The 22,811-nt window shown below is 64.6% G+C and carries 23 protein-coding genes; 10 read left to right on the forward strand and 13 right to left on the reverse strand.

Annotation, left to right across the window (positions count from 1 at the left end):
• Position 1 precedes the first annotated feature (1 nt).
• The 3 genes from HQ325_RS03205 to HQ325_RS03215 all read right to left on the reverse strand — a co-directional run bounded on the left by HQ325_RS03205 (position 2) and on the right by HQ325_RS03215 (position 2,324).
• Positions 2–820 carry a hypothetical protein gene (locus HQ325_RS03205; protein ID WP_222626675.1) on the reverse strand — a complete coding sequence of 273 codons (819 nt, stop codon included), beginning with the start codon at positions 818–820 and terminating at the stop codon, positions 2–4.
• Between the two features lie 72 nt (positions 821–892).
• Positions 893–1,678: a hypothetical protein gene (locus HQ325_RS03210; RefSeq protein ID WP_261777638.1), complete on the reverse strand. Its 786-nt coding sequence runs from the start codon at positions 1,676–1,678 to the stop codon at positions 893–895.
• A gap of 499 nt (positions 1,679–2,177) precedes the next feature.
• Complete coding sequence (locus HQ325_RS03215) at positions 2,178–2,324, reverse strand: hypothetical protein (RefSeq protein WP_222626677.1); 147 nt, start codon at positions 2,322–2,324, stop codon at positions 2,178–2,180.
• Positions 2,325–2,552: 228 nt separating this feature from the next.
• Here HQ325_RS03215 and HQ325_RS03220 point away from each other — a divergent pair, with 228 nt between their 5' ends.
• The 5 genes from HQ325_RS03220 to HQ325_RS22930 all read left to right on the forward strand — a co-directional run bounded on the left by HQ325_RS03220 (position 2,553) and on the right by HQ325_RS22930 (position 7,803).
• Positions 2,553–3,188 (forward strand): XRE family transcriptional regulator, encoded by a 636-nt coding sequence (locus tag HQ325_RS03220; protein WP_222626678.1) that lies wholly within the window; start codon positions 2,553–2,555, stop codon positions 3,186–3,188.
• Positions 3,189–3,632: 444 nt separating this feature from the next.
• The gene (locus HQ325_RS03225; RefSeq protein WP_261777639.1) at positions 3,633–4,115 is read left to right on the forward strand and encodes a hypothetical protein; all 483 of its coding nucleotides are present in this window, start codon (positions 3,633–3,635) and stop codon (positions 4,113–4,115) included.
• Positions 4,112–5,251 (forward strand): DUF6545 domain-containing protein, encoded by a 1,140-nt coding sequence (locus HQ325_RS03230; RefSeq protein WP_222626679.1) that lies wholly within the window; start codon positions 4,112–4,114, stop codon positions 5,249–5,251. The genes HQ325_RS03225 and HQ325_RS03230 overlap by 4 nt, the downstream gene beginning before the upstream one ends.
• Positions 5,248–6,660 (forward strand): cytochrome P450, encoded by a 1,413-nt coding sequence (locus HQ325_RS03235; protein WP_222626680.1) that lies wholly within the window; start codon positions 5,248–5,250, stop codon positions 6,658–6,660. Before HQ325_RS03230 ends, HQ325_RS03235 begins: the two co-directional genes overlap by 4 nt.
• Positions 6,661–7,167: 507 nt before the next feature.
• Positions 7,168–7,803, forward strand: a complete 636-nt coding sequence (locus HQ325_RS22930; RefSeq protein ID WP_162245516.1) for a uracil-DNA glycosylase — start codon at positions 7,168–7,170, stop codon at positions 7,801–7,803.
• A 28-nt stretch (positions 7,804–7,831) separates the two neighbouring features.
• Here HQ325_RS22930 and HQ325_RS03245 read toward each other — a convergent pair whose 3' ends face one another.
• From HQ325_RS03245 to HQ325_RS03260, 4 genes are all read right to left on the reverse strand, one after another.
• Positions 7,832–7,984 (reverse strand): hypothetical protein, encoded by a 153-nt coding sequence (locus tag HQ325_RS03245; protein WP_156148856.1) that lies wholly within the window; start codon positions 7,982–7,984, stop codon positions 7,832–7,834.
• Between the two features lie 247 nt (positions 7,985–8,231).
• Complete coding sequence (locus tag HQ325_RS03250; RefSeq protein WP_082043007.1) at positions 8,232–9,404, reverse strand: TDT family transporter; 1,173 nt, start codon at positions 9,402–9,404, stop codon at positions 8,232–8,234.
• A 69-nt stretch (positions 9,405–9,473) separates the two neighbouring features.
• A complete protein-coding gene (locus HQ325_RS03255; RefSeq protein WP_229746301.1) occupies positions 9,474–10,379 on the reverse strand; it encodes a LysR family transcriptional regulator in 906 nt (301 codons plus the stop codon).
• Positions 10,380–10,657: 278 nt separating this feature from the next.
• A complete protein-coding gene (locus HQ325_RS03260; protein WP_371829995.1) occupies positions 10,658–10,984 on the reverse strand; it encodes a hypothetical protein in 327 nt (108 codons plus the stop codon).
• 96 nt (positions 10,985–11,080) lie between these two features.
• Between HQ325_RS03260 and HQ325_RS03265 the strand changes: the two genes are divergently transcribed.
• Together HQ325_RS03265 and HQ325_RS03270 are read left to right on the forward strand one after the other, a co-directional pair.
• Entirely contained in the window at positions 11,081–11,509 is a 429-nt protein-coding gene (locus HQ325_RS03265; RefSeq protein ID WP_162245349.1) for a hypothetical protein, read from the forward strand.
• A gap of 84 nt (positions 11,510–11,593) precedes the next feature.
• Positions 11,594–12,229, forward strand: coding sequence for a DUF305 domain-containing protein (locus HQ325_RS03270; RefSeq protein ID WP_042574315.1), 636 nt, complete (start codon positions 11,594–11,596; stop codon positions 12,227–12,229).
• A 102-nt stretch (positions 12,230–12,331) separates the two neighbouring features.
• Here HQ325_RS03270 and HQ325_RS03275 read toward each other — a convergent pair whose 3' ends face one another.
• From HQ325_RS03275 to HQ325_RS03295, 6 genes are all read right to left on the reverse strand, one after another.
• Positions 12,332–14,392 (reverse strand): heavy metal translocating P-type ATPase, encoded by a 2,061-nt coding sequence (locus HQ325_RS03275; protein ID WP_222626682.1) that lies wholly within the window; start codon positions 14,390–14,392, stop codon positions 12,332–12,334.
• 1 nt (position 14,393) lies between these two features.
• Positions 14,394–14,912, reverse strand: a complete 519-nt coding sequence (locus HQ325_RS22305) for a helicase-related protein (protein WP_042574317.1) — start codon at positions 14,910–14,912, stop codon at positions 14,394–14,396.
• Positions 14,890–15,408, reverse strand: coding sequence for a restriction endonuclease (locus HQ325_RS22310; RefSeq protein ID WP_042574318.1), 519 nt, complete (start codon positions 15,406–15,408; stop codon positions 14,890–14,892). The genes HQ325_RS22305 and HQ325_RS22310 overlap by 23 nt, the downstream gene beginning before the upstream one ends.
• A gap of 882 nt (positions 15,409–16,290) precedes the next feature.
• Positions 16,291–16,548 carry a cytochrome P450 gene (locus tag HQ325_RS03285; RefSeq protein ID WP_222626683.1) on the reverse strand — a complete coding sequence of 86 codons (258 nt, stop codon included), beginning with the start codon at positions 16,546–16,548 and terminating at the stop codon, positions 16,291–16,293.
• A gap of 168 nt (positions 16,549–16,716) precedes the next feature.
• Positions 16,717–18,018, reverse strand: coding sequence for an MFS transporter (locus HQ325_RS03290; RefSeq protein ID WP_222626684.1), 1,302 nt, complete (start codon positions 18,016–18,018; stop codon positions 16,717–16,719).
• A gap of 80 nt (positions 18,019–18,098) precedes the next feature.
• A complete protein-coding gene (locus HQ325_RS03295; RefSeq protein WP_222626685.1) occupies positions 18,099–19,034 on the reverse strand; it encodes a DMT family transporter in 936 nt (311 codons plus the stop codon).
• Positions 19,035–19,266: 232 nt separating this feature from the next.
• On the opposite strand from HQ325_RS03295, the gene HQ325_RS03300 reads away from it, so the two are divergent.
• The 3 genes from HQ325_RS03300 (at position 19,267) to HQ325_RS03310 (ending at position 22,810) form a co-directional block, all read left to right on the forward strand.
• The gene (locus HQ325_RS03300) at positions 19,267–19,692 is read left to right on the forward strand and encodes a GGDEF domain-containing protein (protein WP_222626686.1); all 426 of its coding nucleotides are present in this window, start codon (positions 19,267–19,269) and stop codon (positions 19,690–19,692) included.
• A 494-nt stretch (positions 19,693–20,186) separates the two neighbouring features.
• Complete coding sequence (locus tag HQ325_RS03305; protein ID WP_222626687.1) at positions 20,187–21,794, forward strand: carboxylesterase/lipase family protein; 1,608 nt, start codon at positions 20,187–20,189, stop codon at positions 21,792–21,794.
• A 176-nt stretch (positions 21,795–21,970) separates the two neighbouring features.
• On the forward strand, positions 21,971–22,810 hold the full coding sequence (locus HQ325_RS03310) for a citryl-CoA lyase (RefSeq protein ID WP_222626688.1): 840 nt from the start codon (positions 21,971–21,973) through the stop codon (positions 22,808–22,810).
• The last annotated feature ends 1 nt before the right edge of the window (position 22,811 follow it).

A 22,811-nucleotide genomic window follows, 5' to 3' on the forward strand; every position in this document is an offset into this window, starting at 1 on the left:
ATCAGCGGCGGGTGATGGCGGTGATGGAGGTGGTGCTGCCGGACTCGGCGGTGGTGAAGCGTTGAGAGGAGGTGCGCGGGTCGATGCCGGGTCCGCGTTCGAGAACGGTGACGTCGTAGACGCCGGATGAGATGGGGTCGGCGAGGACGCAGAACTCGACCTCCGGTTCGAGGGCGTCGATGCCGATGCGCAGGCGCTCCGCCGACGCCATGACGGCTTCCGGTGCACCGACGGCGCGGGCCGCGACCGGGTCACGGTCGTAGTAGAACGCCTTCTCGAAGCGCCAGATTGTGCTCAGTCCGGGATCGGTGGTGTCCTCGGTGACCGGCTCACCGGCACCTTGGCCGGCGCACCAGGTGAAGTCCGCAGCGGCAGCGGCGCCCGCTGCTGGTTCCGCCGCGACGGTAGGAGCGGTCTGCGTGGTCGGGAGAAGTGGTGCCGGATCCGCGGTGAGGGTGTCCTCGGAGGCTCCGGTGAGGAACACGGCGGTGGCGCCCACCGCACCTACCAGGACGAGGAGTGACGCGGTGACCGCCACGGCGGACCGGTGACGACGCCACCACGAGGGCCTGGCAGCGGGGCCGGTGGCTCCGCTGCGCTGGCTCTCGGTCGCCGCGTCGAACGTCGGTGTCGGAGCGTTTGTGAGCCATCCGCCGTCGTCCGTGTCAGGGCTTTGTTCGGCGAGGACGGTGAGGCGTCGGTTCGGTGGCGTGTCGGTGGACGCGGCGGGACTGGGGGTCGGGACGGGCGAGCGTTTGCCTGTGGCGGGCGGTGCGGCGTCGAACCAGTCGTCGGCTGCTGTGTCGTCGGGATGAGCCACCGCGGGACCTCCTCGGTCGGATCGGGCGAGCGTCGGGTGCGGACGAGCGGTGTCGGCCGCACCCGGCATCGGTCAGGCCCCGATGTTCAGAGCGGACAGTGCGCCGGTCAGGGCTGCTGCGCCCTGATCGAGCGCGGGGGCGTTGTCGGCGATCACGGTGTCGACCGCGGTCAGGACGTCCGCGCCGCCTGGCACGTCGGTGACTGCCTGACGGGCCTGCTCGACGTAGGACGGGGCCGTGTCGAGCACCTGCAGGACGTCCTGCGGGGGCGTCCACACCGGCGCGGCGGGGGCGGGAGCCTGTGCCTTGGCTGCAGGTGCGAGGACAGGGGCGGGCTCCTCGATGATCTGCTGCTCACCACCCGTCACCGTGGCGCCGAGGAGGCCGCCGAGTGCGGCGCCGGTGACGGTCAGACCCAGGACGATCGGAGCGGACAGTGCAGCTCCCGCAACCCCACCGGCCAGCGCGGCTGCACCGGGGATGAACACCCAGCCGACGGGTCCACCCCACACGATCACCCCGCTACCGGTGCTCGCAGCGACACCCAGCGCGCCGCCGAGTCCTGCCCCGGTAGCCGTGATGACGGTCGCCGGGACGAGCGAGGTCAAAAGCCCTGCGGTACCGCCGGCGACAATGCCGGTGGCGACTCCCGCGGAGATGCGGTCGGCACGGGGTGCGTCGGCGAATCCGGCGTCGACGAGGAAGTTCCCGCCGTCTGCCTGCAAGGCCTGACTGGTGTTGTTGAACTGCTCCACCAGGTTTGGATCCACGACATTCCGGTCGTACGGCACGATTTCACCGCCGACGCCGATGTACCCGTCGGGAATGTCGATGGGCGCGATTGCTGTGCGACGCAACGTAGGTGCGGGCGGTGGGGATGGACGAGGAGATGGTGTAGCCGCCGGCCCGAGTGCCTGGCTGTCGTAAGACGACTGCTGATTGCCGGATCGGTAGTCTTCGTAGCTGCGCCAGTCGCTCTGCTGCACGCGAGGTGACGCATGGAAGCCTGGTAGGAAATCTCGTTCCGCGGTGGGCTCGGGCGGCTGAGCGAGGGGAGTGGTGTCCGTTGTTCCAGACTGGGCCGTGTCGGGCGCGGTGACGAAGTCCTGAGGCGCACCTTCCGCTATTCCCTGACCGACCGTGAATGCGATCAAGAGAGGCATCGCAGTGCACGCTCCTGCTCGGTATCGATGAGCGCTGTGTCTACCGGCATTGTGCATTGCAGAGTTCCTTGCCTAGTTGGTTGTGGCACAACCACATCGAGGTCACGAGTGCCCGCCCGGGTCTGAGGGTCGAACTCGGGATGACACGGTGGCGTGCCGTTGCGCTCCATGTTCGCTTCGTCCGATCGCGGCTCTATCTCGCCGCGAAGTCCGGCTCGCACAGGGTGAGCGGTCTCGGTGCGACCCACCGCGCGACGACGAGTCCGTCGTCCGACCACGATTCGTGCTCGCGGTCGAGATGCTCGACCAACGAGCAGCGGAAACGGTCGCCCGTGACCACGTCGACGACAGTCTCCGCACACCCAGGCCCGGTCGCTCTATCGCTCTCTGATGCCATGTCGCTTACCCCCGTCGTCGCAGCAAGATAAAGATAGCAATAAAAACGCAAATAAAGCTAGACAAATAAATATTTCCCGTAGATCGACGAGATGTTGTGAGATCTCCAGGCAGCCGAGTTGGTCTTGGCTTTTCTTGCCGGTCCAGGTTCGGACCCCTTACTGTTCCGAGCGTGGACGGTTATGGACGTTTGGCCGAGTACGCGTGGAAGCGCCGTACGCAGCTGGGTCTGTCGCGTCCGCAGGTCCGCGAGCGGGGCGGGCCATCAGTGCCGACTCTCAAGGACATCGAGGAGGGGAGTGGGCGGACCGTGTCAGCCGGGACACTCGGCAAGCTGGACACCGGTCTCGAGTGGCAGCCAGGGAGCGCCGCCGATGTCCTCCGAGGTGGCGAACCGCGGAGCAAGTCGTCGACCGACGTGGACGCCGTTCTGGGCCCCGACACGGTGGTCGTGTCCGTGCGAGTCGTTCTCGACCTGTTGTCCATCTCCCGAGAACTGGACGCGATGGCGCGCGACCGCCAAGATCTTGCCGAACTGAGTGCTCTGTCGCGACGTATGGGAGTTGCCCTGCGTCCGATCTACGGCGAGTACGTCACGCGCTTGTTCGAGGAGAACAGGCGTCAGAACGGATCGCTGTCGCCGATCTACGCGATGTTCGGGCAACTACTCGACGAGCCGACCGAGTCCACCGACGAGGTGGAGCGCGAGGAGCGTCTGTACAGGCGCTGGCTCGCCGGTCGTGACGTCGATGTGCCGGCGGAGACAGTGGCCCGGTTCGAAATGCGTTTGAACAGGGGGCAGAAATGACGGGAACTGCGGCGCAGGAGGCGGTGCCAGTCAACGCTCGACTAGACCTGCTCTTCAAGATCTGGCGCACTGAGGACGGCTCTGAACGAAGCCCTGAGTCTGTGGCATCGGCCGTAAGTGTGGCCCTGGGCAGGCAGGTCACCGCGCGAGACATCTCCGCTCTCCGTGAGGGGACACGTACTGCCACACGAGACATGCTCGAGGCGATTGCAACCGTGTTCCCGTCGAGCAGCACCTACTTGCTCGACGATTCGGCAGCGCCGAGCATCCATAGTCAGCTCAGTTTGATCGGGGAGGTGCTCCATGGAGGGATCACCGGCATGAGGCTCCGAACAGGTGATGAACGTATGCGCATCGAGCATCTCACGGATCTCCTGGGAAACCTGCGCCGCGCGCGCGAGGCCGGTCCGTAACACCTTCTGATTCACGATTCCTGGGGGGGAAATGACATTTTCAGCACTCGATGTGATCGGGGCAGCCCGCGCCATAGAACTCTTGGTTCCAAGTCCGTGGAACAGAACGGCCTTCCTCGAAGGCCTGTCAGCCCACAGAGGTCGGCCGATTGCGCTGGTGCCCGTCGACGCGGTGACGCTGCAGGGCTTGCCGTGCGGACTGTGGCTGCAGTTCCACGATCACGACGAAATCGTCTGTCACGCGGACTCATCGAGTTACCACGTCGACCAGACGATCATGCACGAAGTCGGACACATGGTGCTGGGTCACGGGGGATCGACAGGTGCAGACGCCACGCTCCGCGAGCTCTGCCCCGACATCGACTTCGATGCGCTCGAATCGGTCATGAAAAGATCGAACTTCGATGACGATCAGGAAGGCGAAGCCGAGACCTTCGCTGATCTGCTCATGTCGGCGGCAGTGTCGCGCTACCGGCGTTCCTCCGCGATGCACGACTTTTTGGGTCTGACATGACGTCTTCGGTGCCGATGCTGGTGTCATACCCACTGCTGCTGTGGAGCGTCGGCATCCTCGTCGCCAGGCTTGTGCTTGCGAGCCGGACTGCCACCTCTCGTCTCGTCAATATGGCTCTGGCGCTCGGTATTTCGTCTGGTCTCGCTCGCGAAGGGGCGATTCAATCGGCGGTGGCGTCAGCGACCGGCACCGTGATCGACGTGCCGCTGATGCAGCAACTCGGTACCGTGGCGCTACTTTTGGCGCTTGCACCGCTGATTGCTATCGCCCTCCGCTGGCGACGACCTGAGGGACACGCCTCGACGACCACAGTGGTGATGATGCTTGCACTTGCCAGCGGAGCGCTGATGGTCGTCGTCGGTTCCTCGGCGCGGGGCTCTGGCGAGTACATCGATGTCCTACCGGGTTGGCGAACGGCGGTGTACTTCGCGCTGTTTTCTGCGTGGGCAGCGTTCATGCCGTATCTGTACCTGCGTGTTTCTGTGGGGGAGCTGCGCCGCGGTCAGCTGCCAACGCAAGTGTCGATGGTGTTTTGGCTGTTTGCGATCGTGGCCGTGTGGGGTTTGGAGGAGGCCGTCTCGATCTTGCTGATGGGAGCGTTCGCCGCAATCGGAATTGCTCGGGACTTCGTGGCCTTGCGGGTGACGCTGAACGAGGTCAGCTTCATCTACTTGCTGGCAGTGGCAACGCTGTGCGCGGCGTTACCTCTCTGGCGAGCGGTCACCGAGTCGCTGGGCGTCGACTGCTGGACCCGGTCGATCCGCTCTCTGACGCCGATGTGGTCCGACCTCGTTCAGACCTGTCCGGAGGTTGTCCTCCGTCACCCGTCTCCGCAGTCGTCGCCCGTGCATCGAGCTCATCGCATGTGCGTGGAGGTCAGGGATTCGCTGAGTCTGCTGGGCCGTTACGTGGAAGACCTTCCTGTGGAGGGGTCGGTCGACAACAGATCAGCCGCGGAGGTCTTCTACCTCGCAGCACATAGACGACGCGCCGACGAGCCGGCAGGAGCGTTCATCAAAGTGCCGATCGAGCCGTCGGTCGACTTGAAGCAAGAAGTTCGAGTGCTTGCCGCCATCGGCCGTCACTGGCCGACCGAGCCGAGACTTATCGCAACAACGCAGGGGGAGCAGCAATGAACGACAACACCGTGAGGCCTGTGCGAGCGTCCGACCGCGTGCTGCCGCATCCACCACGGCGGTTACCGGTGGTCGGCGACATTCTGGACCTCCACGTCACCGAGTCCAGCCAGTGGGCGATGCGGGATGCGCAGAAGTACGGGTCCATATACGAACGCAACGTGTTCGGGACCCGCGTGACGTACGTGTCAGGGCCCGTCGAGATCGCGGCGGTGAACGACGAGACGACGTGGGCCAAGTTCCTCGGCGTACCCATGGGCAACCTCCGACAAGTGGCCGGCGACGGGCTGTTCACCGCGTACAACTCCGAACCGTCCTGGGCAACCGCCCACGCGATACTGGCACCAGCGTTCTCCCAGTCGTCGATGCGCCGGTACCACGACACGATGGTGGGCAAGACGGACAAACTGCTGTCCTCGTGGACCGCCCGAGGTCCGAAAGCGTGGATCGACGTACCGGCGGACATGAACAAGCTCGCTCTCGAAGTGATCGGCGAGGTGGCCTTCGGCTACGACTTCGGATCCTTCGACGACGCAGCACCGCACGAGTTGGTGGTGCGGATCTCCCGTGCACTGAAGTACATCAACCGGGCCGCCTACTCCCACCCCGCTCTCGAGGCGACGATCTACAGGCGTGATCGCAACCAGCACCGAGACGACATCGAGGTAGCTCAACGTCTCGTGGACGACATCGTCGCGACGCGGCGCGAGCGAGATGCCCCGGGCAGCGGTGACCTTCTCGATCTGATGCTGAGCACCGCGGACCCGGCAACAGGGGAGCGGCTGTCCGATCAGAACATTCGCAACCAGATCCTCACGTTCCTAGTGGCGGGCCAGGAGACGTCAGCCGGGGTCATGGCGTTCGCTCTGCACTTCCTGTCGACTCATCCGGACGTGGTCGAGCGGATCCGGGCCGAGCTATCGGCGGTGTGCCCCGATGGTGATCTCCAGTTCGATCACGTGGGCAAGCTGCGGTACCTGCGGCGCGTGGTCGACGAGACGTTGCGCCTGTGGCCGGTGGCGCCCGGTTACTACCGGAAGGCTCGGCGAGACACGATGGTGGGGGAGCACCCCTTCGAGAAGGGGGAGTGGGTGTTCGTGGTGTTGCTACAACTGCATCGCGATGCGGCGTGGGGTGCTGATCCGGAACGATTCGACCCGGACCGCTTCGAGCGCAGCCGCGTTCCAGCGAACTTGGCTGAGCTTTACAAGCCGTTCGGGACCGGACTGCGCGGCTGTATCGGTCGACAATTCGCTTACCATGAGGTGCTTGTTGCGCTCGCCCTCATAGTCGGGCGAGTCGACCTTATCGGGAAACCGAGCTATTCGCTCGAGGTCGACGAGACGGTGACTTTAAAGCCGCGGAACCTGTTCGTGCAGACCCTCGAACGGTCCGATTGGGTCTCGTGACCTCAACGGCGAAGCCTTATCGGCGGGCAGGCGCAGCCCCACTGACTTCGTAAGCGAGCGGTCTTCGGTTCAATCCCGAAAGGAGGCTCTCGATATGCCTCTGACCAGCACGAATGCTCCGAAATAGCCTGATCTGACCTCTCGTTTCACGACTTCCCCCGGGTACGTCCGTGCAGGTCCGCCACGGTCCAGGGCCGTCCGGCCACCTGCGAAAACTACCGAAATCCGGCTCGATGTCACGACTTGTCACAACTCATCCGTAACTCGTTCGGTGGACGCGGGTACCCTAACCGACCCGATCTGGAATCGAAGTCGATGAGAAGACGGGTACAACAGGCATCACACGACCTGTCGTGGTTATCTGACAGGTGTGTTCAGGCAGCGGAGTCGTCGAACGCTCAGCAGTGGTCGTCGAGGCGAGCCACCGAGAGCTGGCGTCTACGGCTCACGGTGCGTTTCCCCATGGCCAGCAGTGCGTGTGGCGTGGTCAGCAGTGAGTGCGGCGGTATGACAGATGATGACGTGTGGTCCGGAAAGCATGCCCGAGCGCACGATGCCCCGGTCCGGTCACTCAATGCGTCGGTGTTGCGATGGAGGATCGACACTGCACGGTCCATTCCACTGTTCGATCCCGACGACGGCGGTGACGCGGCTCGCTGTCTGGTGCTGTTGGAGTCTCCGGGGCCGAAGACGATGCGTCCGGGCGGGACCAACATGTGTTCGTTCGACAATCCAGATCGAACGAACCCCGTGCTGAAATCGGTGTTCGCCGACGCGGGTATCGACCGGGTGCAGTGCGTCAAGTGGAATATTGTGCCGTGGGCAGTGCTCGACGACGCCGGTCATCCGGTATCGCCGACGGCATCCGTTCTCGGTGAGGCGGGCCCATATGTCGGCGAGCTCATGGCCTTGCTGCCGAAACTGGAGGTGGTTTTCGTTCTCGGTGCGAAGGCTCTCGATGGCTACATGCGCGTCATCACTGCATCTGCTCCCACCCGCCTCCTCCCGGTGATTGCGGCACCGCACCCCTCGGCTCGCAACGCACACGCACCGGCGGCTGCTCGCCAGCGGTTGATCAACGCAGCACTGTCGGTCGCAACGCACCTGGAGAAGGCACCTGAACCCCGCACTGTGCTGAGGTAGGGCGGATCGTGCTGCTGCCTCCGACCGGTCAGTCCTGGTGGGGCTGGCGTTCGCCGGTGTTGGTGTCGATGTCGATCACCTCGTCCGGGCTGTCGGGGTGGTACTGGACAATGTGTTGTTCGGCGACACCCCGGCGTGCACCGTCTCGATAGGAGAACCAACATCCCGCGAACAGCACCACTGTCGCGATCGCTGCGACGACGGTCCAGCCCTCCCGCCGGCGAGGGCAGTGAGAAGGGCCCCGCAGCAGCTGTTCCCGCCATCAGCAACAGCCAGGCCAGATAATTTTCGGTGACTCGTGCCCAGATGCGTCCGCGGCGGCCCCGTCTCGGGGTATCGGAAGTCGGTGTGTCTGCATTCGGTGTGTTCATCGATCGACGCCGTTCGTTCGGTATCAGCGTTCCGAGTGGGTACTACCCGCGGTCGGTTCAGCTGGGTTGAAAAATTTTCCCTTGGACGCTGCCGCGGAGAGTGTGGGCGGCGACTGTGCCCCAGGCTGCGAGCAAGGCCGCATACAGTCCGATTGCAAGGGCCTCGACCGCGGCCGACCCCAGAGTGCCGCCGAGGGCAGTGGCACCGGTGACGCACGTGCCGATGGGGAAGGTGAACGACCACCAGGTCAGTGAGAATGTCAGTCCCTTCTGGGCGGCATGGATGGTGAGGGCGGTTGCGAGGATGAACATCAAGACGCCGAAGCCGCCCATGATCAGTCCGTACAGAATGCCGAACACGTGCAGGCCGGTTGCGACGGAGGCGGTCTCGCCGGTGAACACCAAGGGTGCATCGTTGCCGAGCAGGTTCGCGGCGGTGATCGATTGACCGATCATGCCGAGGGTGATCCACACCGTCGGTGCTGCCTGGACCGGCGGGATTCCGCCGTGGACGAGCCGTCCGTAGATGAGCGTCATGGTCAGCATTCCGATGATCAGTGACAGCCCGAACATCGCGTAGCAACCGGACAGCATGGCCAGGCGCCATTGCCCGTCCGCGATATGAGGGAGCAGCAGCGCACCGGTGGAGGCGGACACCATCGGCGGTACGACGGGCATCAACCACGCCGGGAGTGCGACGGCGGTCTGGTGATCGTGGGCGGTGATCATCAGGTAGGGCACGAGAATGCTGGTGATCAGCCCGAGGGCTGTGCCAGCGGTCCACAGGACGGCAAAGATCACGGTTGCGGGCACCGCTCCGATGACGTCTTTGCCCAGCAGCATCGTCCCGGCACCGACGGTCAGCAGCGCCATGGGGGGTGCGCCGTAGAACTGCACCATCACCGGATGCGCGGCGTGCTCACGCGCATACTGCCGGTGTCGGATCCAGTGCACTGCGAAGGCACCGGAGAGTGTGATCAAGGCGACCGACGCTGCGATCCACACGATCGTTGCGAACACGTGCAGTCCGGGGATGTGGGCGGGCAGGGTGGCGGCGGCGTTGGCGACGATACCGGTGCCCATGACCGAGGCGAACCAGTTGGGGGTGATGTGTTCGAAGATCTGGCTCGGGTGGTCGAGGTCGGAGAGCACCGGCCACTTGCGCGGCCGCTCGGTATCGTCGCCGCGCCGAGACGTGATGGAGGAGCGGTGCAGAGCTGTCGTGGTCATGACTTCCAGCGTCCTCGCACACAGTCGTCACCGGTAGACACCGATTACCTGGCCGGTCCCAACCTCAGGTTATGACTGCGGGGATCTGAGGGCGACGACGAGCAGGTCGCTCGACGGTCCTCGCAGTTCACGGCCCGCGGGCCACACGGCACGCAGGAACCGGCGCAGGTCGAGCCCCTCTGTGTGAACGCGGGCCAGTGTTCCGGCGGCGATCTCGGCGGATACCGCGAGGGAGCTGAGTACGGCCGGTGCGAGGCCGCCGATGACGGCAGCTTTGATGGCAGTGGTGGAGGACACCTCGAGCAGTGGCGCGGCGAGTGGGCCTGCAGTCCGGAGCGCACGTTCGAGCGCGAGACGTGTGCCGGACCCGGGTTCGCGGGTGACCAGCGGTGTCGCGGCCAGTTCGCTCGCCGTGATCGTTCGTCGAACCCATTGATGATCGGGGGCGACGACGACGACGAGTTCGTCGCGGGCAACGTCCTTCGAGTGGAGTCCGCTGGGCAGATCGGGGCTTTCGACGAATCCGATGTCGGCGCGGCCGTCGAGCACCGATGCGGCTACGTCGACAGAGTTTCCGGAGGTGAGAGTCGGTGTGATGGAAGTGTCGTGGGAGCGCAGTGTGATGAGCCATCGCGGTATGAGGTATTCGGCGATGGTGAGGCTCGCGGCGATACGAATGTGGCTGTGGCGGTCGGTGCGCAGCATTGCGATGCTCGTGGCGAGCTCGGCGGCTTCGGCGATGACGCGCTCGGCCCAGCCGGCGACCAGTTCGCCGGTTGCGGTGAGGGTGGCACCTCGCTGCCCGCGATGCAGGAGTGCTGCCCCGACGCGGCTTTCGAGTGCTTTCAGGCGTGCGCTCGCCGCTGGCTGCGACATGCCATGCGCAGCCCCTGCGCGTCCGATGCTTCCCAGCTCGGCGACGGACAGCAATAATTCGTAGCTGATCAGGTCGGTCACATGGGTCGGCAGGGGCACGGTGCCAGCGTAGAGACTGCGATCGTAGTGGGCACGGGGCCACGGGCGCGTTTGACGGGAAAGTCCCCATTCGAGCTCAGTGCTCGCGGGAAGTGGAACGGGGTCGCGGCACTGGATCCCGTGGTTCGTTCACCCTCACTGACGCCACCTGCACTTATCCAATTCTCGTCACCCGGGATTGCCTTGGTTCGTGCGAGTTGTTTCGAACTTCACCGGTGCTCTCGCAGCGTGAGCTGGGACAAGGCAGGGGATGAGTCGGACGTAGGCGACCATTCCGATCAGCTCCACCAGTGTCTGCGACACCACGACCACGGCAGCAAGAGACAGTGCTGGTGGCAGCGCGAGCGCCAGCGGCAGTACGACCAACGAAATCGGGTGGCGCCGGAGAAGGTCGAGGCCCGAGCATCCGGGACGTCCTGGCGGGTCACTCTGGCCGTCGCCCATCCGACAACCGCCATGATGACCAGGAACGCTACGAAGATCGGCACCGCGAAGATCGGCACCGCGGCAATCAGCTGGGAGCCTTCGGAGCGGACTGCGTCGATCTGCGACGCCACGACGACGGCAAGAGTGGCCATCATGACCGGCACCATCGCCGCGGCCATGACATCCATGATCTGTGTGCCGAGTCGGCGGCGCGTCAGGATCTGCCTTCGGCCTCGGTGATACCCGTAGGGGGTATTGCTTGGTACGGTGGCAACGTGCGTGACGGTGCTCGGCGACGATCGTCGGCCTCGTCTGCGCTCTCGGTGCTTCGGACGGTTCTGATCGCGCTCGGCGTGGTGCTGATGCACACGACCCTGCCCGTCCCCACCGCCGCGGCCCATGACGCGATGCCCGCACCAGGGCAGCCGAACAGCGTGGTCGCCCATCACTCTGCTGACACACACACCGTCGACGCCGAGACGGCGGCGGCGCACGTGCCGTGCCCGAGCGGTCACGACATGGTGCATCCGTGCATCGGGACGGTCACGTCTTTCCCTGCGATGTCGGTGCCGACCGTGACCGCCGAGTCCATGCCGACACTGGACACCGCGTCCGACCGTGTTGTCGCGATCGTGGCTCGGGCAGGTCGTGCGCCCCCGTGGGCGGTGTACTCACTGGACAAGTCGGTATTTCTTCGGGTGTGACGGGGAGTCCGGGGCCACGGTGCTCCGGCGGATCGCAGGCAGATCCACCTCGTCTCTCGTTCGTCACACCTCAGGAGTACTTCCATGCGCATCAACAGAAGAACAACCACCGTCCTCGCCGCCGCGGCGGTCGGCATCGCCCTCCTCGCAGGGTGTAGCGACGACGGATCGGGCACGTCGATGGAGGGCCACTCGATGGGCTCGTCCACCTCGATGGAGTCCTCGTCGGCGCAGTCCGCGGATCCCGCAGCGAACTTCACCGACGCCGATGTCATGTTCGCGTCGATGATGTATCCCCATCACGCGCAGGCCGTCGAGATGGCCACCATGGTCGACGGGCGCACGACGAACCCGGAGATCGTCGCCCTGGCAGGGGAGATCGCCGCCGCCCAGAAACCCGAGATGGAGCAGTTGACGTCGTGGTTGGTGCAGTGGGGTCAGCCGGCGCCGTCGTCGGACGCGAGCTCGATGGAGGGTATGGACCACGGATCGGGCAGCGGGATGATGACTCCACAGGACATGGACTCGCTGATGGCCGCGTCGGGTGCTGACTTCGACCGCCAGTGGCTGACGATGATGATCGCCCACCACCAGGGCGCGGTCGCGATGGCAGAGAAGGAGATCGCCGACGGCTCCAACACGGACGCGGTCGCGATGGCCCGCACCATCGTCGAGACGCAGAACGCCGAGATCTCCCGCATGCAGCAGCTCTTGGGCTGACCGAGAACCCGGCCGGTACCGCAGTTTCGGGTCCTGCTCGACGAACGACGTAGCCCCGCACCGATGTCGGTGCGGGGCTGCGTCGTATCGGAGGGCCGCAGGTCAGTCCCGCGGGGTACCAGTGCCGGGCCGGAGGTCGAGTCGACGGAGCAGTTGGGCGTTGGCGGCGACGATGATCGTCGACAGGGACATCAGAATCGCCCCCACCGACATCGGCAGCACGAACCCGATCGGAGCGAGCACGCCGGCGGCCAGCGGCACGGAGAGCAGGTTGTATCCGGCGGCCCACCAGAGGTTCTGCTTCATCTTCCGATACGCAGCGCGGGAGAGATCGACCACCGACAGCACCGAGCGGGGGTCGTCACTGGCGAGGATCACCCCCGCGGACGCGATCGCCACATCCGTGCCTGCACCGATGGCGATGCCGACGTCGGCGCGGGCGAGGGCGGGGGCGTCGTTGACACCGTCACCGACCATCGCGACCTTCCTGCCCTCGCCCTGCAGGTCCGCCACCCGCTGCGCTTTGTCCTCCGGGCGCACCCCGGCGAAGTAGCGGTCGATACCCAGCTCACCGGCGACCGAGGCGGCGACCGCGTCGGCGTCGCCGGTGATCATGACCACCTGCACCCCACGGGCGTGCAGATCGGCCACCGCAGCGCGGGACTCGGGGCGGATCTCGTCGGCCAGTTTCAGTGCACCGATCACGGCGCCGTCGGCGACGACATGCAAGATGATGGCCCCGTCCTGGCGCCACCGATCGGCCGTGTCGAGCTCGGAGCGGTGCTCCTGCTCGAGCATCGCCGGACCACCCACCCGAACGGCGGCGCCGTCGACGACCGCGGACACCCCGACCGCAGGTGAGGACCGGAAGTCCTGCGCAGACGGGATATCGAGCCGACGGCCCTCAGCAGCGGCGACGATCGCGCGTGCCAACGGGTGCTCGGAATCCGCTTCCGCAGCTGCCGCCAGCGCCAGAACCTCCTCGACGGTGCGCCCGTCCACGGCCTCGACGTCGGTGACGGCGGGTTCGCCGCGGGTGAGAGTGCCGGTCTTGTCGAACAGCACGGTGTCGACGGTGCGCATCGACTCCAGCGCGAGGCGGTCCTTGATCAGGACGCCGCCGCGTGCGGCACGTTCGGTCGCGATGGACACCACCAACGGAATCGCCAGGCCCAGCGCGTGGGGGCAGGCGATGACCAGGACGGTGATCGTGCGGACGACCGCGTCGTCGGGGGAGCCGAGGAGGGTCCAGGCGGCCGCGGTGAGAACGGCGGCGCCGAGGGCGAACCAGAACAGCCACGCCGCGGCGATGTCCGCGATCCGCTGCGCCCGCGACGTCGAGTTCTGCGCGTCGCTGACCAGGCGCCGGATGCCGGCGAGGGTGGTGTCCTCGCCGATGGCGGACACCCTCACGCGGATCCCGGAGTCGGTGGCGACAGTGCCGGCGACGACGGTGTCCCCGTCGCTGCGGCGCACGGTGCGGGACTCGCCGGTGATCATCGACTCATCCATGCTCGCGGCCCCTGAGACGACGACACCGTCGGCCGGGACCCGGCCGCCGGGGCGCACGACCACCACGTCATCGACCTGCAGTTGCGCCGGATCCACGACGGTCACCTCACCATCGGCGTCGACCCGCTCCGCGGTGTCGGGGAGCAGCGCGGCCAGCGAGTCCAGGGCCGACGTCGTCTGCGCGAGTGAGCGCATTTCGATCCAGTGCCCCAGCAGCATGATCACGATCAGCAGTGCCAGCTCCCACCAGAAGTCGAGCTGATGATCGAGTAGACCGACACTCGCACCGAGGGACGAGACGAACGCGACGGTGATCGCCAACGCGATCAGCAGCATCATTCCCGGTGTGCGGCCGCGTATCTCGCTGACGGCACCGGTGAGGAACGGGGAGCCACCCCACACGAACATGACTGTGCCCAGCACGGGGGACACCCACCCGATCCAGGAGCTGTGCGGAAGTGAATACCCGAGGATCATCGCGAACATGTCCGACGCTGCGATCACCGGAACCGCCAAGACGACCATCACCCAGAACAACCTGCGGAACTGGCCTGCATGATCGCCGTGGCCTCCGTGGCCGCCGGCCATGTCGTGATGGTCGTGATCGTGCGAACTGTCCGTCCGGACGGTGGCCGGTGATGACTCGATCATGTCAATTCCTCAATTTCAAAGGTGTTGCTGTGCGATGCCCTGTACCGGTCGGAGATTCGGACGTGCCGTAGTCAATCGCATCGCTGCGGTCGGCTACCCGCTGTGTCCTGCTCCGCGTCGATACCCCCAGGGGGTATGTAGTCAAGACCATACGCCGCTCGGTCGGCTGTGGGAAGGTGTGCCGTCTCACTCGGTCTCGGTTCCTGCACGCATCGGATCGTGCAGCTGACGCGATTCCGCACCCTTCTGCGGCAGTATCGATGAACACCGGGATCACGATGGTGCCGACGGTTTTGCTCTCGGCCAACCGGATTGCCCGCCCGACCGCCTGAACGATGTCGACCTCCGAGCCTCGTGGGTCGATGAAGGCGACACCGTCGAGGGTGGGGACGTCGACGCCCTCGGCGAGCCATCTGGCGTTGGCCAGCACGCCGCGTTCGTCGTCGTCGAGTTGGCGGAGACGCTGAAGCTTCACGTGGCGTTCAACGGACGACATATCACCGGAGGCGAACCCGGTCACAATGTTCCGGACGGTCGTTCTTCTGCAGGCATCCAGTCGAGAACGTCGGGCATCTCGGCGGCGAATCTCTGTGCTCGCAGCACCCGCGAATGGAAGCGATGACCCGGCGGAGGTCATATTTGCGCATGGCTTCGGCCAGCCCGATCCGGCTGTGGTGTAACCGGTCCGTGGTAGCGATGAGAAGGCGATAGTCGAACCACTTCCTCGACGACTCGGAGAGGACCTTGTCGACGTCGCGCTTCGTGACGGCGTGATCGGGGCTGTACGCCTTAACCTGCACCGCCCAGGCCTTCCCGACACTGTCCTCGACCACGAGGTCGATGCCGGCGTCGCTGCCCCACCTGTGATCCCAGTCATCCCACAGCCAAACCTCCCGAACCGTGTGTCGGTAGTACGGGTCGTTCTCGAGGTACCACTTGCAGATGCGCTCGAACTGCCTGCCTCGGATGTGATTGTTTTCGGAGCAGGTGTCGTAAAGGGCAGCGAATGTGCCCATTCCGAGAACTTCAGCTGGCCGTACCGACTGGTTTGTCGCCCTCGCGTAACTACTCGAATGACTCCTCGGGACCGTTAGGGCGCAGATCCTGCGCCACACCACCCAGGAGTTGCGCGGATCAAACTAGTTGAGTGAGCTGGCGCGAGTGCTTCCGACGAGCGTCCTCTGCGGCTCCGGCAGACCTCCGGTCGAGCTTGGCGGGTTGTCCTCGGAGGTGAGGTCGTTCCCACGCATTGTACTCGGCCGGTGTGGGCCTTCGTTCAGCCGCGTTTGCTAGTGACGCGATCGTGAAGCCGAGTCGCGACTCATTGACGCGTGGCCGCAACTGTCATGCGGCTGGACCCGCGTCTGCTGCTTTGTCGATCAACGAGATACGATGTCCACCAGGGTAATACGGACTAGTCGAGTTCGACGTAGGGGATTCTCGGTGTCACGAGAGTGTCACAAGTCGGGACGGACGGAGGTGGACCGGGGCGGACGCTGATGGACGAACGCGCAGCTCAGACCGGGTTTCGTGAGTCCAGGTGAATTCACCTGATCGGGCCGTCGAAGCCTTGTAAGCGAGCGGTCTTCGGTTCAATCCCGAAAGGAGGCTCTCGATAGGCCTCTGACCAGCACGAAGGTTTCGATATGGCCTGATCTGACCTCTCGTTTCACGACTTCCCCCGGTACGTCCGTGCAGGTCCGCCACGGTCCAGGGGCGTCCACGCACCTGCGAAATGCCCCGAAACTCGGCTCGCTGTCACGAGTTGTCACAACTCATCCTCAACTCGGTCAGTGAACTCGGGTGGACGTGTGTGGCTGTGGGTGGACTTCCGAGTGGAAGAGTCCACAACAGTCCGATGGACCTGTGGGGACTTCCGTGGACGGAAACCACTCACTTCACGGCCGGTTGCCGGTGGCGTGGACCCGGATCCGCTCGACCACGTCCGAATAGGTCGACAGGAAGTGCAGGGCAAACGCCATCACACCGGCTGATGTCTCCTGGCCCGCAACCATGAAGGTAAGTATCTGATTGCGAATATTCTGATCGGACAGCCGCTTACCCGTCGCCCGGTCCGCGGTGTTCAGCGCCAGATCGAGAAGATCACCGCTCCTCGGGGCGTCTCGCTCGCGCCGCGTCGCGACGATAACGTCCACGAGTCACTGTGCCACGTCGATGTCGTCTCGGTGTCGGTTGCGTTCACGCCTGTAGATCGTCGCCTCGAGAGCGGGGTGGGAGTAGGCGGCGCGGTTGATGTATTCCAGTGCACGAGAGATCCGCAACGTGTGGCGATCACTGGAACGGAGTACGTTGCGGAGCAACGATCACGGATTACTTTCTGCTTGTGGCCCGGACCTCGCGGGAGGACGTGGCGGTCGGTTCTGGCGACCGAGGCGTCGACTCAGCACCACTCCAGCAACAGTGCACGCACCCGCCACCACCATCATCACGGCGACCGGTAGCCAGTTGTCGGTCCCGCCGATGCTCGCCTCGGCGACGACGGGGGTGAGTCCGCCCGCGATCGCGAAAGAGACCTGGTACCCGAACGAGACCCCGGAGTAACCCACCTCGGGAGGAAAGAGTTCCGACAGGAAACCCGCCAGTGGTCCGTACATTCCGGCAATGCAGGCAAAGCATCCGACGAATCCCAGGAAAGCAAGCCACCACGAACCGGAACCGAGTAATGGCCAGAAGGCGAAACCCCAGGCGGCCACACCTACCGCACCGACTGTGATCGGAATTCTGCGACCGACAAGATCCGATATGAACCCGGATCCGATCAACATGGGAAGGTAGACGGCCTGGGCTGCCGTCGTCATGGCCAAGAGTTCACCGCTACTGAATCCGAATTGCTTTCCGTAGGCCACCGCGAAAACTAGAACCAGCGAATATGTTGCCGCGGTACCGATCGGCAGCGCAAACGACACGATCAGTTCGCGAGGGTAGTATCGGAAGATCTCGAGGAGGGGATGGCGGACGGTCCGGTCATCCTCCTTTGTGGCCAGGAACACCGGGCTCTCGTCAATATTTCGGCGCAGCCAGAATCCGAAGACCAGAAGGAAAATGCTGGCAATGAAGGGAATTCGCCACCCCCAGGTCTCAAACTGTTGGGTGGTGGTGACTGCAGCGATGATTGCCATGGTTCCCGAAGCAAGCAGGAATCCGACGGCGGCTGAGGCGCTGGTCAGCGAAGTGAGAAATCCACGAAACCGTGATCGATGCCCGTGCTCGGCCATCATGAGTACTGCGCCGCCGTATTCGCCGCCCACGCCGATTCCCTGGATAATTCGCAGAATCACGAGAATCACCGGCGCGGTGATACCGATTTGTTCATAGGTCGGAAGTACCCCTGTGCCGAATGAGGCAACGCCCATCAGGACAAGCGTTACCGTGAGTATCTGCTTTCGTCCGATGCGGTCTCCGAGCCAACCGAAGACAATCCCGCCTATCGGCCGCGCCAGGTAGCCGGCAGCGAAGGTGGCGAACGCCGCCAGGGTGCCCGCTGCGGGGCTGGCTCCTGAAAAGAATGCCTTATTGATGACGAGGCTCGCCACCACTGCGTAGATATAAAAATCGAACCACTCGATCACGGTTCCGATGATGCTCGCCAGATAGGCCTTCTTCATTCGGTGACACCTTTCTCGACGGATCGCTTCGAGGAAAGCTAGTGGGGGTCGCGGGGAGCAAGCCAGTGGAGCATGTCCGGCTAATGGGCTGCCGGTTTGTGAATCCTCTGAAACATGACGGGCCCCAGTGTGCCTTCGTCTCCACGGGCGGGCCCGGCCCTGGAGCCGCTGACGAGGTGGAGCACCCCGATCGAGACGAGGATGAGGATCACATCGATCATCGCAGGCACGGTGAGTCGATCTCCGAGAACGAGGAACGCCAACTCGGTGGCCGTGGCGGGTTCGATGAGTGTGGCGACGACCGCCGCGCTCGCCGGTGCGGTACGCAGACAGGAGTAGAGCAATAGATACCCCGGTGTCATGGTGACGACACCGAGGTAGGCAAGGGCGAGAAACGACGTGGTGTCGGAGGTCACGACGGAACCTGTCGACGCTGCGATCGGGAACAGGAACGCGGCGCCGATCGCTGTGGAGGCCGTCGTGAGGGCAGGAGGCCTCACTCGTCCCGTCGTACGCATGCTCAGCACTGTCGTCACCGCGTACAGAACGAGGGAGCACGTGGCCATCCCCAACCCGAGCGCCCGATCACCGGAACCCGCGTCGCCGTGTTCTGCGGACGAGCTGACCAGAACGAGACCGATCACCGCCGCGATGACGACGATCTCCCGCCCGGTCGACGGACGTGCGCGTGCGCGCCAGCTCTCCCACGCTGGCACGAGTACCGTTGCCGACCCCAGACTCAGAACCGTGGCGGTGCTGGAACCGACATGGGTGATCGAGGCGAACCACAACGTCTGGTACCCGGCAATTCCTGCGCCGAGCATCGCGATTCGGGCCGGATGAGCGAGTACTGCCTCTCCTACCGAGCGAACCAACCCCAGGGAAACGGTAGCCACGACGAGCACGAGCGACGCTATGGCGAGACGCTGCGCGCTGATTGCGATCGAGCTGAGCGCCGCGTGGAAGTGGATCATCTCGAAGGCTATGGGCGCTGTGCCCCAAAGAATTTCGGCCATACTGATCTGCGCGATTCTGCCCGGAGCGTTTCGGGTCCGAGGTCGGGTATATGACATGACAACCTCCTGCGCGCAAGAACGACGGGCACCGGCACAGCACGTTCTCGCAACGGCGCCTGGTGCCGTCGCTCGTGCGCTCGAACGGGGTGTGGGCGCTGGCGGCGGTCCGCGTGTTCACCGCCGTCACGGTGGGGGGGTCCGACTCGTCGCGGCGTGGGCGACGATCACCACCGTGCTGGTGCCGACGATTCTGATGGCATCGCTGCGCTCGTCCGTCACGGCGATGACGGCACGCCTGGTCGATCTTGCCGACACCGACCCGCTGACGGGCCTGCTCAATCGTCGGGGGCTGACCGCACGGGTGACGGTGATGCTCGATCAGGCCTGCTCCTTCGATGTTTCGCTGCAGGCGTGCCTTGTCGACATCGATCACTTCAAGTCCGTCGACGACGATTTCGGTCATGCGATCGGCGACGACGTTCTGGTCGAGGTAGCGGCGACACTGCATGCGGTGGCGGGGCCGGACGCGGTGGTGGCGCGGTTGGGCGGGGAGGAGTTTCCGGTGCTCGGTCTCGTCCCGAGCATGGGCGGCGTGGAAGGAAATCGTACGGGCGAGACGAGGCTGCGTAAGTGCTCGCCGAACCATTGCCCCGGGTGAACCGTAGGAGCAGGTGAGGGACACATGAGCCGGCGGTTCGCAGAATCCCGCCGCTTCCCTGACATCACGGGCCTCTTATCTGCTGTCTCGCGGAAGACTTCCTGGTCGGAGGCCAACAATCATTGTTCTGTTTGGCCTACTTCCAGTACGCGCTGTGACTCAGGACTCGTAGCGTGTCCGCGGGTGGTCCGGGCTCGCGAGTACGACGACGGCTCGGATCACTCCGTAGGCAACTGCACCGATGCTCGGCGCAGGACGAGTGCGCAGGTTCGGGACGAATGGATCGCTGACAGCGGCCGCGGAACGAGTGCTGTGTGCACGCGGAGAAGGCCATGGAGGAGAGGACTCAGCGTTCTCTCGGTGTGGAGCAGGCTCCACGACGGAGTCGACTCCATGCGCCGATATCTGTTCGTAGTTCCACGATCGAAGGGTTGAAGATGAGCAGTAGTCCGCGAAGTTCGCGCCGAAGCTTTCTCAAGATTGCAGCAACAAGCATGCTGGTCGTCACCGGTTGTTCCACGGGGTCCGAGCAGGGTGCCGCGGCCGGTACAGGTACGCAGTCGGCCGCGACCGGCGAGGACCCGATCGTTCGACTTGCTGCCGGGTCGTTGCGCGGCATCAATTCTGACGGATTGAACGTCTACAAGGGGATTCCGTACGCAGCGCCTCCTGTCGGCAACCTGCGGTTCAGGGCTCCTCGTGCGGTGGTCCCATGGTCGGGAGAACGAGATGCCCGTACCTTGGGTCACCCGTCTGTCCAGACCAACGCCGACCTTTCGCCCTGGCTGGATCCGCAACCAGAGTCCGAAGATTGCTTGGTTCTCAATGTCTGGGCTCCGGAGTCGGGCAGCGCGGGCAAGCCCGTCATGTTCTGGATACACGGTGGCGGATATCAGGTCGGTTCCGCCGGCGCTCCTCTGTACGACGGCGCCAACCTGGCGCGCACGGAGGATGTCGTGGTGGTCGGGGTCAACCACCGGCTCAACACATTCGGCTACATGTGGCTCGGCGATCTGGTCCCGGAACTGGCCGGCGACGGCAACCTCGGGCAGCGCGACTTGGTCGCTGCGCTGGGCTGGGTCCGCGACAATGTCGCGGCGTTCGGGGGTGACCCGTCGAACGTGACGGTGTTCGGCGAATCGGGTGGCGGCGGCAAGGTCAGCTCTCTGCTCGCTACGCCGTCCGCACGCGGATTGTTCCATCGGGCGATCGTGCAGTCCGGTTCGGCGCTCGAGATTCAGACCAGGGAGCAAGCGACGGAAGCGGCGCGCGCCACGCTGGCGAAGCTGGGTGACGGCACCTTCGACGTGAACAGATTGCAGCAGATCGGGGTCGCAGAGCTGAAGGCGGTATCGGGTGACCTCGGGGCCCCGTATGGACCTGTACTCGACGGTGACTTCATGCCGCACCAGACGTGGGAGGGCGGCGCGCCCGCAGAAAGCGCTGGTGTCGCGATGATGATCGGCAACAACACCCACGAGATCGTGCTCTTCCAACCCGATTTTGCCGATCCGATCGCGGACGACGCTCAGCTGGAGCAACGATTTCGGGCAGCGAGCTTCTCGCCTGCACTCTCCCCGGAGCAGTACCGAGGGTTCCTGGAAGGGCACCGGGCGCTACAGCCGACGGCCGACCGACACCATCTGTTGGCCGCCATGACATCGGATCCAGCGTTCTTCCGGGACGCACGGCAGCAAGCAGACCTCAAAGCCGCCCAGAACGCAGGGGATGTGTTCTTGTACGAGTGCACCTGGGAAACACCGTGTTTCGGCGGTCAATGGGCGGTGCACGCCGGTGAGATCCCGTTGGTTTTCGGAATCTTGTCGTATGAGTCAGCGTGGGACGGTCTCGACAGTGACGCCGCGCGTGCAGCGGCCGATCCGCAGAACCATCAAGCTCGACTGTCACGAGAGATGATGGCGGCATGGGCACGTTTCGCGCGTGACGGCAATCCGTCGTCTCCCGCTCTCGATTGGCCCCGATGGGACGACCGAACTCGTAGCACCATGGTGTTCGCGGGTGAGAAATCCGTATCGGTCAGTGGTTATGCAGACGAGCGCCTCGCCTTGGTGGAGGGGTTTCCGAAGAACCCCATCCTGTAGTCACCTGGAACCACGACATGGACTCGACGCGATGAGTGGGCGATCTCGCCCACCCATCGTGAGGCTTCCAATGGATTCGCGTTCCCTTGGTTGGTACGCCAGCGGCTTATCGCGTTCGAACGGCCTAACGTCGGCCTCAGCGACGTCACCCATCCACATTCGACCGGAAGCAGCGTATGAGTGAGAGCACGGAAACCTCGAAGTACTGGCACACCGAGATCAGCGAGATCACGCCGGAAACGGTGTACGTCCGCGGCTACAAGCTCGACGATCTGATCGGTCTGTCCTTCACTGCGTCCATCTACCTCATGATCAAGGGGCGGTTGCCGTCTCCCCAGGAGACCCGTGTCCTCGATGCGGTGATGACCGGTGTCCTCGACTACGGCCTGGAGAAGTCCGGTACCGCGGCAGCACGCTACGTCGTGTCGTGCAACCCGAACATGCAGGCCGGCATGGCCGCTGCGACATTGAGTGCCGGGGACTACGGGCTGGCCACCGAGAACACCGCCCGCTTCATCGCTGAGACGCATCGGAGTTTCGTCGAGTCGGGCGCCACCGACATGGACGCCTTCGCCGACGACGTGGTCGCGGACGCCCGCACGAACAAGCGTCGCATCCCCGGCTTCGGCCACCCGGTGTTCAGGAACGTCGACCCGCGTGCGCAGATATTGAAGGACATCGCCGTCGAGGCGGGGTTGTGGGGTGAGCCGGTCGAGTTGTACGAGGCCGTGCACCGCGCCTTCATCAAGACTCCCGGTCGTGAGCATTTCCCCATGAACGACGTCGCAGTGATGGCCGCGATCACAGTGGCACTCGGCTTCACCCCGGAGGAGTCCACTGCCCTGGCGATCATCGGAACGCTGCCCGGCATCGTGGCCCACATCTCGGAAGAAATGACTTCGCGGAAGGTGCAGCGATCGATTCCCCGCGACACCGTCGACTACGAGGTGTCGCGGCGTGATCTCCGGACCGACTTGGCAGCGGCCGGCTGGCCGCAGGAACACAAGGAGAGCTGAC

This window comes from Rhodococcus sp. BP-349, from assembly GCF_019835845.1.
In the GTDB taxonomy this organism is placed as follows: Bacteria; Actinomycetota; Actinomycetes; order Mycobacteriales; family Mycobacteriaceae; genus Rhodococcoides.

Bases quoted from the DNA above. Each gene is read 5' to 3' on its own strand.
- HQ325_RS03225 (WP_261777639.1), top strand. From the start codon at position 3,633: ATGACATTTTCAGCACTCGATGTGATCGGGGCAGCCCGCGCCATAGAA.
- HQ325_RS03230 (WP_222626679.1), top strand. From the start codon at position 4,112: ATGACGTCTTCGGTGCCGATGCTGGTGTCATACCCACTGCTGCTGTGG.
- HQ325_RS03235 (WP_222626680.1), top strand. From the start codon at position 5,248: ATGAACGACAACACCGTGAGGCCTGTGCGAGCGTCCGACCGCGTGCTG.
- HQ325_RS22930 (WP_162245516.1), top strand. From the start codon at position 7,168: ATGACAGATGATGACGTGTGGTCCGGAAAGCATGCCCGAGCGCACGAT.
- HQ325_RS03250 (WP_082043007.1), bottom strand. From the start codon at position 9,404: ATGACCACGACAGCTCTGCACCGCTCCTCCATCACGTCTCGGCGCGGC.
- HQ325_RS03260 (WP_371829995.1), bottom strand. From the start codon at position 10,984: ATGGCCGCGGCGATGGTGCCGGTCATGATGGCCACTCTTGCCGTCGTC.
- HQ325_RS03270 (WP_042574315.1), top strand. From the start codon at position 11,594: ATGCGCATCAACAGAAGAACAACCACCGTCCTCGCCGCCGCGGCGGTC.
- HQ325_RS03275 (WP_222626682.1), bottom strand. From the start codon at position 14,392: ATGATCGAGTCATCACCGGCCACCGTCCGGACGGACAGTTCGCACGAT.
- HQ325_RS22310 (WP_042574318.1), bottom strand. From the start codon at position 15,408: ATGGGCACATTCGCTGCCCTTTACGACACCTGCTCCGAAAACAATCAC.
- HQ325_RS03290 (WP_222626684.1), bottom strand. From the start codon at position 18,018: ATGAAGAAGGCCTATCTGGCGAGCATCATCGGAACCGTGATCGAGTGG.
- HQ325_RS03295 (WP_222626685.1), bottom strand. From the start codon at position 19,034: ATGGCCGAAATTCTTTGGGGCACAGCGCCCATAGCCTTCGAGATGATC.
- HQ325_RS03305 (WP_222626687.1), top strand. From the start codon at position 20,187: ATGCTGGTCGTCACCGGTTGTTCCACGGGGTCCGAGCAGGGTGCCGCG.
- HQ325_RS03310 (WP_222626688.1), top strand. From the start codon at position 21,971: ATGAGTGAGAGCACGGAAACCTCGAAGTACTGGCACACCGAGATCAGC.